This is a genomic window from Fluviispira sanaruensis (genome assembly GCF_004295685.1).
Classification (GTDB): Bacteria; Bdellovibrionota_B; Oligoflexia; order Silvanigrellales; family Silvanigrellaceae; genus Silvanigrella; species Silvanigrella sanaruensis.
Genome location: NZ_AP019368.1, coordinates 1,982,383 through 1,997,294 on the forward strand (window position 1 = coordinate 1,982,383; position 14,912 = coordinate 1,997,294).

Annotated in this window: 13 protein-coding genes; 8 read left to right on the forward strand and 5 right to left on the reverse strand. The window is 39.3% G+C overall.

Going from position 1 to position 14,912, the window contains the following annotated elements; translation table 11 throughout:
• Nucleotides 1–46: 46 nt before the first annotated feature.
• The 3 genes from EZS29_RS08335 to crcB all read right to left on the reverse strand — a co-directional run bounded on the left by EZS29_RS08335 (nt 47) and on the right by crcB (nt 4,003).
• Nucleotides 47–1,030 (reverse strand): hypothetical protein, encoded by a 984-nt coding sequence (locus tag EZS29_RS08335; protein WP_130608765.1) that lies wholly within the window; start codon nt 1,028–1,030, stop codon nt 47–49.
• 55 nt (nt 1,031–1,085) lie between these two features.
• Nucleotides 1,086–3,521, reverse strand: coding sequence for a TonB-dependent receptor (locus EZS29_RS08340; protein ID WP_130608768.1), 2,436 nt, complete (start codon nt 3,519–3,521; stop codon nt 1,086–1,088).
• A 98-nt stretch (nt 3,522–3,619) separates the two neighbouring features.
• On the reverse strand, nt 3,620–4,003 hold the full coding sequence (gene crcB, locus EZS29_RS08345; protein WP_172603853.1) for a fluoride efflux transporter CrcB: 384 nt from the start codon (nt 4,001–4,003) through the stop codon (nt 3,620–3,622).
• Between the two features lie 338 nt (nt 4,004–4,341).
• Between crcB and EZS29_RS08350 the strand changes: the two genes are divergently transcribed.
• Nucleotides 4,342–5,856 (forward strand): ArnT family glycosyltransferase, encoded by a 1,515-nt coding sequence (locus EZS29_RS08350; RefSeq protein WP_172603854.1) that lies wholly within the window; start codon nt 4,342–4,344, stop codon nt 5,854–5,856.
• Between the two features lie 34 nt (nt 5,857–5,890).
• Here EZS29_RS08350 and EZS29_RS08355 read toward each other — a convergent pair whose 3' ends face one another.
• On the reverse strand, nt 5,891–6,295 hold the full coding sequence (locus EZS29_RS08355) for a hypothetical protein (RefSeq protein ID WP_130608779.1): 405 nt from the start codon (nt 6,293–6,295) through the stop codon (nt 5,891–5,893).
• A gap of 230 nt (nt 6,296–6,525) precedes the next feature.
• Here EZS29_RS08355 and grxC point away from each other — a divergent pair, with 230 nt between their 5' ends.
• The 5 genes from grxC to EZS29_RS08380 all read left to right on the forward strand — a co-directional run bounded on the left by grxC (nt 6,526) and on the right by EZS29_RS08380 (nt 11,230).
• Nucleotides 6,526–6,780, forward strand: coding sequence for a glutaredoxin 3 (gene grxC / locus EZS29_RS08360; protein ID WP_130608782.1), 255 nt, complete (start codon nt 6,526–6,528; stop codon nt 6,778–6,780).
• A 39-nt stretch (nt 6,781–6,819) separates the two neighbouring features.
• A complete protein-coding gene (locus tag EZS29_RS08365; protein WP_130608785.1) occupies nt 6,820–7,518 on the forward strand; it encodes a hypothetical protein in 699 nt (232 codons plus the stop codon).
• A 120-nt stretch (nt 7,519–7,638) separates the two neighbouring features.
• A complete protein-coding gene (gene tkt / locus EZS29_RS08370) occupies nt 7,639–9,738 on the forward strand; it encodes a transketolase (RefSeq protein WP_130608788.1) in 2,100 nt (699 codons plus the stop codon).
• A gap of 3 nt (nt 9,739–9,741) precedes the next feature.
• Nucleotides 9,742–10,299, forward strand: a complete 558-nt coding sequence (locus EZS29_RS08375; RefSeq protein WP_130608791.1) for a phosphatase PAP2 family protein — start codon at nt 9,742–9,744, stop codon at nt 10,297–10,299.
• Between the two features lie 394 nt (nt 10,300–10,693).
• Nucleotides 10,694–11,230, forward strand: coding sequence for a hypothetical protein (locus tag EZS29_RS08380; protein ID WP_130608794.1), 537 nt, complete (start codon nt 10,694–10,696; stop codon nt 11,228–11,230).
• Here the strand turns inward: EZS29_RS08380 and EZS29_RS08385 are convergent.
• Nucleotides 11,139–12,869, reverse strand: a complete 1,731-nt coding sequence (locus EZS29_RS08385; protein WP_130608797.1) for a hypothetical protein — start codon at nt 12,867–12,869, stop codon at nt 11,139–11,141. The genes EZS29_RS08380 and EZS29_RS08385 overlap by 92 nt on opposite strands.
• Nucleotides 12,870–13,078: 209 nt before the next feature.
• Here EZS29_RS08385 and EZS29_RS08390 point away from each other — a divergent pair, with 209 nt between their 5' ends.
• Both EZS29_RS08390 and EZS29_RS08395 read left to right on the forward strand, forming a co-directional pair.
• Nucleotides 13,079–13,312: a KH domain-containing protein gene (locus EZS29_RS08390; RefSeq protein WP_130612833.1), complete on the forward strand. Its 234-nt coding sequence runs from the start codon at nt 13,079–13,081 to the stop codon at nt 13,310–13,312.
• A gap of 103 nt (nt 13,313–13,415) precedes the next feature.
• Complete coding sequence (locus tag EZS29_RS08395) at nt 13,416–14,612, forward strand: hypothetical protein (RefSeq protein WP_130608800.1); 1,197 nt, start codon at nt 13,416–13,418, stop codon at nt 14,610–14,612.
• Nucleotides 14,613–14,912: the final 300 nt, after the last annotated feature.

Here is a 14,912-nt window from a genome sequence, read left to right on the forward strand (position 1 = left end):
GCTAAAAAGCAGAATTAAGTAACACCAAAGAGTCATATGAAAACTTTTACTGGGTTGTAAAGGGGCCAAAAATTTTAAAATCAACACCACCCAACAAATCTCTTACAACAACGAGTCCACCCACAGAAGTTCCAGCTGTGGTTTCTGGATTCCAAGTTGTGATGGCTGCGGTATCGAGATCGAGAGAACCACTGGTCACATACCACTGAATGCGGGTGGACGCTTGAAAAAGTGAACTATTTGCGTCACGCCCTGTTGGAACATTTGGGATTGTTACAGGCGCAGAGATTGCATTGCCCGAGTTTGCATTGATGGTGCTGCTTGCTATTGGCGAGAGCGTGCCAAATTGGCTTGGACTGTTGGTCACTGCGAGGCCTGATGTAATTGAAGAAATTTTAGAACTCACAGAAGAAGTTACAGCTGCTGAAGACCACCATGAATCTGTTTTTAATGGTAAATAGTAAAATGTATAAAAACCTTGATCCGTGCTCACACCAGAAGTAACTGAATAATTTATCATAAATGCAGGAATGTCATTAACAGTTTCAAGATTTGTCGTTAAGTTTGCGTTATTAAAATTCACACATGCCGCTGTAAAAGTGAAAACGGTCAAGCGAAAAGGTGATGTCATAATTGTGGTTGTAGCTGGTGTTGCTGAAGAAAAGAAGGTTGTGAGTGGTAAACTTGTGCCTTTCGTACCGTTTGGCAAACCGCGCCCACCTCCCCCTTTAGCTAAATAATAATAACCTATTCCAGCTACTTTTAAACTATTTATAGTTAAAGTGGGAATTTCACTCGTTGGAGAAATCACCACGATATTGAATTCAGGTGCACCCGTGCATGTTTCATTTGGTCGCATAGGAAATTGCTGAGTACTCGTTCCATTTATAGTAGTTCCCGTTACAAGAGCAGAAGTTTGAAAAAGTGCTGCAACCACCCGCACTTGATTTATAGTGTAATAAGTTGAGTCGGGTTTCTTACAGCTAATAAAGAAAATTAAGAGAATAAATAGGGAAAAAATTCTTTTCATTTTATGAACCTCAATGACAAAAAGTACGCTTTATAAAGTGCAATAAAAATTCTTTTTAAAACTTAGCAATCACACCAACGGATGGCAGAATAGGCAATCCTGTTATATAAACTTGTTTCGAATAATCTCGATTGTATCCATTAAAAGACACGTTGCTACGATTGAATATATTTAAAATATCCAGATACGATGTCAGTGTCCAATCCGGAAAAAGAAAATCATATTCAGTTCTGAAGTCCACTTGAAAAGTATAAGGTAAACGTGCATCATTTTTGCTGATTAAATAGGTATTACCATCGCTCGCCGGTGAATATTTTCCCGTATTTTGATTGTAAGTCCCGCCTGCGACAGTTGAATAAGGTGTGCCCGTCATAAACTGAGCGCGGGCTCCTGCATTCCAGCGGCTGGTTATTTTTTGTCCATAGACGACATTGATAGAATGGGTTCTGTCATAATTCGTATACCGCCATGCACCGCTGCCTGGATCTCTTTCCTTGGCTTGACTCAAACCATAACTCAACCAACCATACCAAAAGCTAGAGGCTTTTTTCTTAAGAAAGAATTCCAAGCCTTGAGCCCTCAATTCTATACTATTTTCATATTTATTGGCCGCATTCATAACAGCAGGGCCAACCAAAGAATTGCTCGATTTCACCCATCCTTGCACATCCAAAAAGTAATCTTTCCAAAATTTAGCTTCATAGCCGAGAACATATTGTGTGCTGCGTTCGAGGGAAAGATTTGTATTGCCATAACCTTCTGCAATAAATTGGGGTTGTGGGTATTGGCTATAATAGCCTCCCCCTGCTTTGAGTGTGTGTCCTTCCATAAACTCATAGCGCACCCCAATGCGTGGATCGATGGCAAATTCATTTTTCTGCGAACCAACAAGCATATTTAAGCCTGGATTTATGATAAACTTTTTAAAAGGAGAGAAGGTGATATCAACAAATGCATCACCAAAAAAACTATCTAATTGCAAAGTCTTTTGCACAGTGGGTGCCAATTCTGTGTCAAATGATGTTGTTATACCCCCACCAGGTAGCTGAATGGCATCTATAGTCACTTCATAGTTTTGAAATTTGGGCCGCACGCCGACGGAAAAAGAAAAGCTGTCATTTACTTTCTTTTCTAAAATAAAACCGAGGGCATAATAATGACTTGCAATGTCGATTTTATTGCCAAAAATAGATTGATTTAAGACAAAATAACGTTGCTGTGCTGTGAAGCGAAAACCCAAGCCATTGCCCAAATTGAAACTGTATCTTAAGCCAGTCGTTTCCATATAATTTTTAAATTTAAAACTGTTTTGGCCTGTTGCTGATGTGCTATTTCCTACGGGCGCAGCTAGTGAAGCAGAATCATCTGCTCCCAATAAATACAATTGCCAAGTTCCCCGAGTGTGATTGCCATTTAAGATCAGCTGGTAATCCGTCGCTTGAGGGATTGCTACGAAATTTGTATTATTTGCTAATTTTTCTATAAGAGGTTTATATAACTCCAAATAAGTTCTGCGAAATCCTAAGCGATAGCCGATGGCATCGTTCGGATTGTCGCTGGCTTTATTTATGGCATTTTTGTTTTCACCTGTATTACTTTGCCCTGCTTTATTATCACTTCCGTTACCTTGATCATTTTGTGCGACTTTCCTTTCTGAAAAAATATTTCCCTGTTTTGCATCTTTATTATTCTCTTCGTTGCCAAACATATTTCCTTCTAAGAAAATCCCGCTTTGGAACAAACCCACTTCTATTTCGGCAGAGAGTCTGCTTGGCACGCTGCCAAAGCTACGCAATTGAATCACCCCTCCAATGGAATCCGAATAAAAAGCGCTGAATGCCCCAGGATAAAAGTCCATCGTTTCAATCATACGGGTCGGAACTATGGTTTGCACACCCCCAAAATGGAAGACAAAAGGTAACAATAAATCATCATAATAATAGGCGTTGTCCCCAGGCGCCCCCCCCCGCACAACGAGATCGGCACTGCCCGGGTTCGCAGGCAAAACGGATGGCAGGGTTTGCAATGCTTTTACTGCATCGCCGCCAGTGCCTGCGACATTCGCCATTTCTTCTTGCTCGAACGTATTTTGTGAAATTTCATTTTTTCGTCGCGCACGAATAATTCCAGTTCCACCATATTCTGCTGATGGTTCTAGCATAAATGGAGAAGACATTTTTAATTGTCCATTTTCAATAGGAATTTGCAAATCTTGAAAATTTTCTGCACGAATAAGAAGTCCTTTACAATTCATTGGAACTTTAATAGAAAACATCCCTTTTTTATCTGTTCGGACAAAATTCAATTTATTATCTGTATTTATAATAAGAGCATTTTCAATCGGCGATAAATTACCGAGCGGGCGCACCTGGCCTTTGAGAATGATTTCATTAGCATTCTTTTCTTTTTCGGAATTGATACTTTGTGAAAATACATTAAAATGATTTACGTTCATAAGCATAGCTATGATTAAAATCCAATATTTTTTCATAGAACTCTTCTCTTTGTGCTTGTTACAAAAATGATGTTCATATTAGCACAAAAATTTTTTTTTAAAGAATTCTAGTGAAAATTTTTTTAAAGCACTTGTTAATTTAAAATAATTAATTTTCTTGCAATTATTATTCCTAGAAAAGTAAGAATAACACCGACAAAAGGACTTAAAAAAAGATAGGAAAATGCATACATTAATTTCCCCTCTTCCAACAACTTGACTGCTTCTAAGGTATATGAGGAAAAAGTTGTAAATCCCCCTAAGAATCCAACCATAATACCCAAGCGTAATTCATGGGAAATATGAAGTTTTTCCACTGATAATACATAGAAAAAGCCGATTAAAAAGGAACCACTCACATTGATTAAAAATGTACTCATGGGAAAAGGCGATGAAAATATTTTATTTATTAAAAATCCTGAAAAATAGCGACAATAAACTCCAAGCATTCCAAAAACACCGATATAAAAAAAACTCACATGCACCTCCATTTACAAATGACATATTTTTAGGCATAGCCCAAATCAAGCATGTGCCAATTCTCCGAAGATTTTAAATTTAGCAATTTACAAATATGATAGGAGAGAATAAAAAACTTTACCCCTGCAGATCTTATTTTGTAGGATAACTTTATTGGATTTTAAAAAAATCCACAAACAAATAAACTAAGGTTACAATCATAATTATGCGACTCCCTGCAAAAGACTTTTTCTTTAATATAAACTTAGAACAAGAATTCCAGTTTAGAAGCAAATGGTTTATCAGCTCAATCCTTATTTTCTTTTGCTTAAGACTTTTTTGGATTGCGTTTTTCCCTATGAGCAATGATGAGGTTTATTATTGGGATTGGTCGCGTAACTTACAGCTGAGTTATCTCGATGCTCCTCCTTTCGTTGCTTGGATTTCCTATCTCGGATCACTGCTCTTTTCAGGGGCATTGGGTGCGCGCTTTCTATTACCTCTTATTCATGTTTTTTCAACCTTATTTTTAGTATTATCTGGGCAAAAATATGCCGAATTAACCGCGAAGAAATTTAGCAATGAAGCTGCACTTTCCATACTAATTTTATCACAACTTATTCCTGCTTTTAACTTGGAAGGAATTCTTCTTTTACCCGACGCTTCTTTATTATTAGGTATTTCAGGTGCTCTTTATTTTTTATTAAGTGCATTTAACAGTAAAGAAAATAAAAATAAAAATAAATTCCCACTCAAATATGCATTTTTATTTGGTCTCTTTTTAGGAATTTCGGCTTTATCCAAATACCATGCTCTGCCTATTGCAGTTGGTTTTTTTCTAGCGGCTGCCTATGTAAAATTTAAAATAAATAAAACTTTTGACTTTAGCTTTTGGAGCGTTGCAATTCTTGTTTCCATCTTTGTGGCAAGCCCAGTTTTTATCTGGAATTATCAAAATAATTTTGCTTCATTTCATTTTCAAAGCCAACACGGGTTTGCTGATTTCTCATTTAGTTATAAAAGTTTCTTGCGCTACTTAATAGGTATTATTATTTACTTGTTACCTTGGTTTTTTGTTCTTTTTTTCGCTTTTATAATTAAAATTCGTAAGGAACACACGCAAACCAAATCAATTTATCTTATCAGCATACTACCGTTTTTTATTTTAATCGGCATAATATCTTATTCTGCTCTTGGCAAAGATACCCTGCCTCACTGGACAATGCCCGGATTTTATCTGCTTATTCCAGCTGTTGCCCTCAATTGGCAGCCGTTTACGGGGTCTAATGCCCGCCGGTGGAAAATATATATTTCTATCTCACTTTTTATGTCCACTGTCCTGCCAACAGCACTCAGCATAAAAGAATTTAACAATCTTCTCATAAAATCATTTGTTTATTTTACTGGTAATGCTGATCCTTTGACTCAGGCATTTTTATGGCAAGACATGCAAGCAGAGCTGAAAAATCAGCTCAATATTAAACTCAAAACCCAAACTTATTCTACACAAACACAAATCGATTCCTGTGCAAATGGTTACAAAATAGCATCACTCAGATGGTACTGGACTGCACAGATGGCTTTTCATTTTACCGATCAACCCAAAATATATAATTTCGATTTCACTAGTTCTTCATTTTACACTTGGCGAGATGATCTGGCTCAATTAGCCGGTTGTAAATTTATTGTGCTCGGAAGTTTGAGTCATTATAATGAAAAGAAAATAGAAACGGTAATGAACATAGAATATTTTGAAAGTTTTTATTTGTCACCTTATGACAATACAAAAATAGTCTTGATTAAAGGAACAATGAAAAACAAAGAAATTCTTCAAGAGGTTTATGAAAAAAGCAAAAATGAAATCAACTTTTAAATCAATTAAATGACTCTAAAATTTATAGCATTTATCAATTAAATGATTTTAAAATTTGCAGAACATCATGCAGTGCACAGCGAACTATTTCAATTTCCCATGTGTGACCCTTGGCATATCGCTCTAAGTTTTCTATCCAAGCAATAATGGATCGAGTGACATCTTTGATAGAATGTCCTTCTTTTATATCGAGATCGTCATCGGACATATGCTCTAAATAAGACTTCCAAGAGGTCTTTGGTGAATCGAGCATATTTACAAGGCGATTTAATCTTTTTGTTTGATCTTGACCTTCCCAATCTCCACTGACTTGAAACGGATACCAATCGAGTTCATGGCGATGGAGCCACAAATGTGCACCGTTACTTAAAGCAATTCTCCTGAAATCATCGGGCAAAGCATTTTGAAAACCGTCAGGTCTTTTCCAGATTACATGCATGATTTGAAACCTCTCGAGCACAAAAAAATAATTCAACACACCACGCAGGCATGCCATAACGAGTGATAATACAAGGGCATATGAAATACTCAAGTCATAACTTAACTAAAAACACATGCACACTCAAAATAGAAATACGTGACAATTCTTAAGTGTTATGTATAAATATAACCATTATAGAGAGTCTTTTTACGACTCTCCTCGAACTACAAGAAATAAGGGGTCTTAATTTGCCTGTCGTTAAAATTTATACCACAACTGTTTGCCCATATTGCAATGCTGCTAAAAGTTTATTTAAAAGCTTAAGCGTAAATTACGAAGAAATCAATTTGGACAACGATCCCGATTTAAGAACAAAGCTCTCAAAAGAAAATAATGGCTGGCGTACAGTTCCTATGATCTTTATCGGTGATAAATTTATAGGCGGTTTCGACGATACCAATAAACTTTATAAAAGCGGCGAGCTTTCTAAATTATTAAGCTAAATTAGAATCATTTAGCAGAATGTGGCTGTAGAGTATCTCATGCACATAATCTTTATCCTATTTTTAGCTTTTGCATTAAATGGCTGTGTGGTTGGTTTTGCCAATATGCACAACCATGTTCCAGAAGAATATACGAAGGTTTATATTCCTGCCGCCAATGACTTTTCTATTTATGGCGGCAATTCCTCTCGTTTGTCATATGCCATTCGCAGCAAACTGTCTGAACGGACAGATTTCGTTTTTAGCAAACTCGAAGATGCCCGCTGGGCCCTACAAGTGAATATTCTCGATCGCAAACAGAGCATCACAGCTGTAGATTCCTGCAAAAACCCCTCTACGCCAAACGTGGCGAGCGGCGCCTATTCCTGCGCAAAAATTCACCCAGAAAGTCTCAATCCCACAACCAATACCCCCTATGACTTTAACAAGCCAACAGTTTCTCCCTCCTCAGAACAGCTCTCACTTGTGGTCGACGTCAAAGCCATCGATCTCAACACAGGCAATATAATGTGGGTAAAGCGTTATTCTGCCAGCAATATCTCACCAACAGTTTTCAACGAAATTGGTGACACTGATGGTAGAACTCTCAATTATATGCAGCAGACACCTGACTTGCATGCACTGCGCTATCAAGAGGCTGTCGACAATGCAGTGAAAGCCTTTTCCACCGCTATTGCCAATGATGTACAAGAAACTATCTTTAAATCTATGCAACAAAAAAACTCAATTTCAAATTAAATTTCCTACAGTTTATAAGCATTTTGTGAAAAAAATGCCGTGAAATGTTGAAAAATAAGCTTTCTAAATGTAGGTTTGGGGCGTTTTAAGAATCATCACCTCAAGCGGGAGACGGCGCCTATGTTTACTCAGTTTGTTTCAGAGCACAAAAATGACTTAGAAAATACTGCACTCGCAGTTAGACTTCTCGGCATGGATGCCGTTTTAAAAGCAAAATCCGGGCATGTTGGTTTGCCTTTAGGCGGAGCCGAATTAGGAACTTTTCTTTATTTTGCTGTGATGAATCACAGTGCTAAACAACCGCAATGGATTGATCGCGATCGTTTTGTCTTATCTGCTGGCCATGGCAGCATGCTTCAGTATGCGCTTTTGCATCTTGCGCAATACGATCTCAGCAGAGAAGACATTGCGAATTTTCGCCAATTAGGTAGCAAAACACCAGGCCATCCCGAGTTTGGCCACACTGCAGGCGTTGAGTGCACCACAGGCCCTTTGGGGCAAGGGATCTCGAACGCAGTGGGTATGGCTCTCGCAGAGAGGATGCTCGCAGCACGTTTTAATGATTCAAATCATTCGGTTATAGATCACAAAACATACGTAATCGCAGGCGATGGGTGTTTGATGGAAGGCGTGAGTGCTGAGGCTTGCAGCCTTGCGGGTCACTTAAAACTCAATCGCCTGATCGTCCTCTATGACGCAAATAATATTACAATTGATGGCACCATCGACATTGCCTTTAGCGAAAATGTCGGCAAACGTTACGAGGCTTATGGTTGGAATATTTTAGAAGCCGATGGCAACGATTTTATTTCGCTCGCAAAAGCTATGGACAAAGCTCAGAACTTTGCCTCCATGCCCAACGGCGAATCGGGACCAACCTTAATTATCTGCAAGGGAATCCCAGGTAAAGGTTCTCCTAAGTGGGAAGGCAAACCCAAAATTCACGGCAATCCTATGAGTGCGGAAGACGTGATCGATGCCAAAAAGCATTTGGGCGTAACAAATACCGAGCCATTTTATGTGCCCAATGCCTGTTTAGAATCCGCATATAAATTAGCTAATATCTGTGGGCAAAAAGCAAAAAAATGGTCTGAACTCTTCGACGGAGTTAAAATCCACTGGGAAAAAGCTCAACCCGAAAAAGCTAAACTTTGGCAGAATCTTTTTGAAAACGAGAGTTACAATGGTATGCACAACGAAAGTTTTGCACAAGCTAAAGGCAAAATGGCAACACGTACTGCGAGCGGAAAAGCTCTGATTGAACTTGCGCAGGAAAATCCCGGGTTGGTGGGTGGTTCTGCCGATCTCGCTGGCAGCAACTTAACCACACTCCCAAATACTTCTTTTATCAACGCCAAAGACTTTTCGGGTCGCAACATCCATTTTGGTGTGCGTGAACATGGCATGGCTGCCATTTGTAACGGAATCACTTTACATGGAGGTTTGCGAGCTTATTGTGCAACTTTTGCTGTCTTTTCTGACTATATGCGCCCCGCAATTCGCCTTGCAGCACTTATGAAAATTCCCACTTTATTTATTTTAACCCACGACAGTTATGCTGTTGGAGAAGATGGTCCTACCCATCAACCGATCGAACATGCTGCAGCGTTGCGCGCTATTCCTGATCTCAACGTGTACCGCCCAGCGGATACCCTTGAAACTTATACTGCTTGGGAAAGTGCAGTGCTCTGTGAAAACAAGCCCACGGTTTTGCTTCTGACACGCCAAGACCTCGAAGACCTCGACACACTTTTGCCTGCGCAAAGAAGTAAAGAAGAAGTAAAAGAAGGTTTGTGCAAAGGTGCTTACTTGCTAAAGGATTTTTCCGCAGAAGAAAATACACTTAAAATTGTTTTAATTGCTTCAGGTTCTGAGGTTTCTATTGCCTTAACTGCAAGTCTATTGTTAGAAAGTAAAACTGTAGAAAACATTGCGGGCGAGAAAGTAAAACTGTCAGCCCGAGTTGTCAGTTCTCAATGTCCACAAGTTTTGGTTGAAAATCCTCTGACTTTAAATAAACTTGTTCCTAAAGAAATTCCGATTTACGCAATTGAAGCAGGTTCTCCACAAAGTTGGGGAGAGATTGTTGGAAGAAATGGGGCTATTTTCAGTTTGAAAACTTTCGGTAATTCTGCACCTGCTTCTGTTTTGGCAAAGCATTTTGGCTTTACTCCGGAAGCGTTTTGCTCCTTTGTTCTCAATCAATTAAATTTAAGGTAAGCTATGTCTCCACTTGTTAAACGTTCGAAAAAGATCATTGAAAAGTCCACTCCACACAATACAAACTTGACATTTTTTGTGTGTCTTGGCCTTGTCATGCTTATAAATGTTTTTCTCAATTACAAAGAACCGTTTGATTCTTGGATTGAAATTGTCGGCACTGTTTTTCAAATTGCCATTCCCATGTACGCGATTGTCCCTGTCCTATGGAAAAAGGATAAGGAAGGAGCTGTGCAGATGATTAAAATTCTCTTTTTTGTAGTTGGAGTCACTTGGGCATTTAAGCTAGGCTTAAGCAATCTTGTCGGAATTGACGACGTACGTCCGCGCGGTGGACGCATGAGTTTTCCAAGTGGACACACAGCAGGTGCCTTTTCGGGTGCGGTGTTTTTAGCTATTCGCTACGGAATTAAGTATGCAGTGATTGCTGTGCCTCTAGCAGCTTTTGTGGGTTTTAGCAGAATATACTCATTTGCTCATTGGCCACACGATGTGTTTGCTGCGGTCATTCTTTGTTGTGTAGGGGGACTGCTTTTAGTAAGACCTTACAAAAAGAAATAATCTATTGTGGGTAAAATATTACAAAAAAGGATAAACTGCTCTGAGTGAGACAGGAATAAGGGATCAATAAATCCCTTTTTTAATATAATGTGATTAGAACTGTTAGGAAACAAGGATGTTACCTCAGACTCTTCAAAATATTTATCATGCACATCAAGTGTTGATTATAAAGTTTGCTTTCGGTTCTTTTTGCACATTTATTTTTTATGTTTTATTTTTCTTTAAAGGCTCGGGCAAAAGAATAAAGTTTCTGCTGTTAATTGCTAATTTCTATCTCATCTTTGTTTATTTAATCTATCAGAAAAATGAATTACATCTATTAAAATACTCTCTTTTTTTAATATATCTTTGGCTTTTCCAGTACATTCTCTCTTGGCTCAAGCTGAATTTAGAGATGTTTTTATTTAATATAAAATCTATTTTCACTTGGAAAAAAAACAAAGAAGAGCATGCACAAACCTCACCCGTTCCTGTGCCTCAAACAAAATTAAATTCCTCATTTGGTTCACCGCAGATATTGACCTCATTTGGATTGAAAGTCAGAAGTAAAAGTGAAGTGTTTATTGCAGAAAAACTTTTTGAACACAAAATTGATTTTAGGTATGAGATCCCCTTGTCCGCCGAAGGAAAAACTTATTTTCCCGATTTTACTATTTTCATTGGTAAGAAAGTTTTTTATTGGGAGCACTTTGGTATGTTAAGCAATGAGGATTATCTGCAGAAAACAAAAATTAAAATTGTTTGGTACGATAAAAATTTTCCAAAAAAATTAATTATGACTGAAGAGTGTAATGACCTGCTGCCCGTTATTTGCGCAGAGGTTGATAAACTCAAGCGCATTAAGCGGCGGTGGCAGCCACTTCATCTTCTTCAAACTCTGAAGTCGTCCCGTGAGTCAAAGGAATATGCATCTCGAACTCGCCCGATTTGACACAGAGTTTACCATCTATTGTTTCTATTATAAAATTCTCATCTTCTATTTCCATCTCGATTATCCGTCCCTCTTCAAAGGACTTAAAAGGTACCATAAAGTCCGAACCATCACCCAAAGTGATCGACAAATGCGCCCCGCGAATTTGAATGCGTGTCTTGCGGCTGTTGCGCAAGGTCGTCTCTGGCAATGGACCGCCATCTAAACCAGCTTCGCCCATGTCCTCACCACTAGCCGCTGCTGCTTCACTCCCAGCAGCACTTTCAGAATCTTCCATCCCATGGTCGATAGGTTCTGGAGCTGGAGCATCCACCGGACCAGGGGCTGCATCTCCACCACCTTCAGCTGTGTCATCCACGATTTCAAGCTCTTTCATTTCAGCAGGAGCGCTTGCTTCTTCAACAGGGGTTTCCACAGTTGCTTCCTCTGGGGGAGCTTCTCCTTCTGCTGACATTTCTACAGGTGCATCACCTTCTTTCATTTCCGCTTCTCCTTCTGCAGGAGCTTCCATAGGCGCTTCTGCTGGAGCTTCACCTGCCATTTCGGTAGGGGCTGCTGCATCTGCTATGGGAGCTTCTTCTCCTGGGGCTTCTGCTGGGGGAACTTCTGCTCCACCTTCTGGCATTTCAGCTACTGCAGCTTCACCTTCAGCAGGAGCTGCTTCGACGGGAGGAGTTTCTGCCCCTTCCGCAGGAATTTCTGTAGGAACTTCCGCTGCAGGAGCTTCGCCTTCAACTGGCGGCGCATCGGCGGGAGCTGCTTCGGCTTCGGTTGGGACTTCGCTTGCCATTTCGGCAGGAGCTTCACCATCTGTTATGGGAGCTTCTCCTCCTGGGGATTCCGCGAGAGGAACTTCTGCGCCTTCCGCTGGTGTATCGGCTACTGGTGAGACTTCACCTTCAGCAGGAACCGCTTCAATAGGAGGAGTTTCTCCTCCCTCCGCTGGCATTTCGCCCTCACCTGCAGACGCTTCAGCTTCTCCACCGACATGCTTCGTTAGGACACTGGCAAAAGCTTCCATACCTATTCTTGCAAGCACATCGACTATTTTTTCTTCATCTTGTTTGTTTTTTGAGTAGACATCTAAAATATCGGCAATGGCTAAACCAATTTTTTTGCGAGGGACTTTCTCAACGGCCAGTTGAGCAACTTGGGGTGGTTCGCAAGCTCTTCCTCCTATATATATTTTATACCCATCTTTATCACCCACGATATGAACCTCATCGGTTGCAGATGCCACACACGCTGTTGCACACCCATTCATGCCAATATTTAAAGTCGAAAAAGTGGATTTAAACTTTTCGTTCAAAAATGGAGAAATCTCAATAGCGTCGCCGAGAGCATCCTGTTCACATTTTGGACAAAGCTCACCGAGGCAAGCTTTAGGAGAGAGGGTAGAAAAACTTCTATAATGTTTAACTAAAATTCCAGATTTAGAAAGACGTGCTTGAATGTCTGCGACTTTTTCTTTTGGGACTGTAAAACCAATTCGTTGGTCTTCCGTGACCTTAAGAAAAGCCGATACATCTTCTGCAACTTCACAAATAAGGCGCAATTGCCCGCCGTTGTAGACCCCTCCAGCAGCTTCAGCAAGGACAAATAAATTTCCATTTTTAAGTTCAAATTGCTCAGAAGCCACTGTTTTCCCCCAAACTACGTCACTCTTGGGTATCGTAAAGCTTGCAGGAGAACTTGAGACGGCATAGATTGCTTGAAATATAATTTTTTTTTGGTTACTAAAGCATCGAACGCCAGAAACCGAGTCAATACTTTGTGGTATTTTTGCTCTTGTGGAACTTGTTAATACTGGGAAGGGAGTTGTCCATGTCCATTGCCGCAGCGGCCTCCATGCGTGAATTAATCGAATACGTTGCCAAATCACTTGTAGACAATGCAGAAAAAGTCGAAATAAACGAAATCAACGGCGCTCAGACAAATGTAATCGAACTCAAAGTAGCAAAAGAAGATGTAGGAAAAATAATTGGTAAAAGTGGGCGTACCGCTGACGCCATTCGCACGATCTTAAATTGCGGTGCAGCCAAAATGAACAAACGTTATATTCTACACATCATTGACGAATAGAATTTTAATTACCAGCCAACATTTTCTTGTCAGATAATTCTTTCCCATCTTAATATTTTAATTTAAAAATCGAAATTAAATTCAAATAAAGAATGGGAAACATATGTTTAGTTACTTTAAAATATTTATTGTTTTTGTCTGCACAGCATTTGTTGCAAGCTGTGGCAAATTAAAACAACAAAATTTAGGTTTCGAACTGCGCAGCCCCGCCTTGCCTAAATTTCAAAACAACGGTTTAACTTACACTTCATTTGCACCTATTCATATTCCCATTTCCATTACAAGCAGCACAGGTTTTTCTTACACAGGTGCATTACAAGCAGGAGCAAATACAATCTCTCTCCCTGTGGCGACTGCTCTCACAATTCAAATTGGTTATTTGGCATACGGTTTAACTGCTGGGCAAACTCTTGCGCAGCAGTGTTCACAAAGTAACAATAGCCCGAATGCGGTTTTATATACAGAATACACAACTTCTTTTTCCATCGATGAAACGTCAAGCTCGGTCAATATTAATTTTCCAAATCCTTTTACTGAAGTGAATTTCGATCACTTTGGTTTTAAAATCAAAACCTCGTCGGGAACGCCCGCTGCCAATGCCGTTGCCTACTTTGAAGATGTCATAAGCCAAAGCGCAATTGTCGACCCTTGTAAAAACGCACCACTCTATAACAATGTCGACTCGGGTGGCAGGTTGCCCATAAATATTCCGATTTACAGCAGCACGAGTCAGTTCCGCATTCGGATTGTCGCTGCCGATGGAACGACGCAAGTTTTTAGCCCCACGCTGCCGAGAGGTGCGTCCAACGCTCAGTTTTATTTTATGCAGTTTGGTTCGGGGGCAGTGACAGCAATGAATGAAAGCACTGATAGCTTTTTAGATGATGGTTATCCTATTGCTGTTCGGCGTGATTCAATGAATCGCAATCCACGCTATGCAGATATTAACACTTATACGTTTAACCCCCCTGATATTTCTACAGGACTCACAAACTTTCACCCAGCGAACCAGACATCGGGGAGCAATCGCTCGCTTGTGGTCAAATGCCAAATAACTATAGACTCATCAGGTAGTCATGGCGCTGTTATAGTCCCTTATCAAACCTGTCCATTAAATATTTCAAATATTTATACTTATTTTACGCAACTCTCGACAGGAACTTATTATTTTCTCGATGCATACTTGATGGATTCTGAAAACTTTTTGGCTTCGAATACTTCTGCTACAAATCCTTACACACCTATTCTCAATTCAAGCCCTTTTCCTCATAGTTTTCTTACCCCTGGTTCGCCGCCTTAGGAATTTTTTAAGTTGGGGATTTTTATTTTAAGTGAAAACTTAATATGTTTAAAATTTAAGGATATGAAGTGAGATTGAATTTATATTATTCAATTAATAATTGAATAAATTCTTTAAAGTTTATTAAAAAATTTTTTCTTTAAAAACAGCTCAGAAATTTTGGAATTATTTGAAAGCTTGCTTATTATGTTGAAGGTTAGTCTGAAAAAAACGTATTATTTTTCTATGTAATACTTTATATATCAAATGAAAATGTAGATAATTTTAAAAATATAATTAAAAATTTAAAAGGATAATTTT

Excerpts from the sequence above, each read along its gene's own strand:
- EZS29_RS08335 (WP_130608765.1), bottom strand. The coding sequence starts at position 1,030 with ATGAAAAGAATTTTTTCCCTATTTATTCTCTTAATTTTCTTTATTAGC.
- EZS29_RS08340 (WP_130608768.1), bottom strand. The coding sequence starts at position 3,521 with ATGAAAAAATATTGGATTTTAATCATAGCTATGCTTATGAACGTAAAT.
- EZS29_RS08350 (WP_172603854.1), top strand. The coding sequence starts at position 4,342 with ATGAGCAATGATGAGGTTTATTATTGGGATTGGTCGCGTAACTTACAG.
- EZS29_RS08355 (WP_130608779.1), bottom strand. The coding sequence starts at position 6,295 with ATGCATGTAATCTGGAAAAGACCTGACGGTTTTCAAAATGCTTTGCCC.
- EZS29_RS08365 (WP_130608785.1), top strand. The coding sequence starts at position 6,820 with ATGCACATAATCTTTATCCTATTTTTAGCTTTTGCATTAAATGGCTGT.
- tkt (WP_130608788.1), top strand. The coding sequence starts at position 7,639 with ATGTTTACTCAGTTTGTTTCAGAGCACAAAAATGACTTAGAAAATACT.
- EZS29_RS08375 (WP_130608791.1), top strand. The coding sequence starts at position 9,742 with ATGTCTCCACTTGTTAAACGTTCGAAAAAGATCATTGAAAAGTCCACT.
- EZS29_RS08380 (WP_130608794.1), top strand. The coding sequence starts at position 10,694 with ATGTTTTTATTTAATATAAAATCTATTTTCACTTGGAAAAAAAACAAA.
- EZS29_RS08390 (WP_130612833.1), top strand. The coding sequence starts at position 13,079 with ATGCGTGAATTAATCGAATACGTTGCCAAATCACTTGTAGACAATGCA.
- EZS29_RS08395 (WP_130608800.1), top strand. The coding sequence starts at position 13,416 with ATGTTTAGTTACTTTAAAATATTTATTGTTTTTGTCTGCACAGCATTT.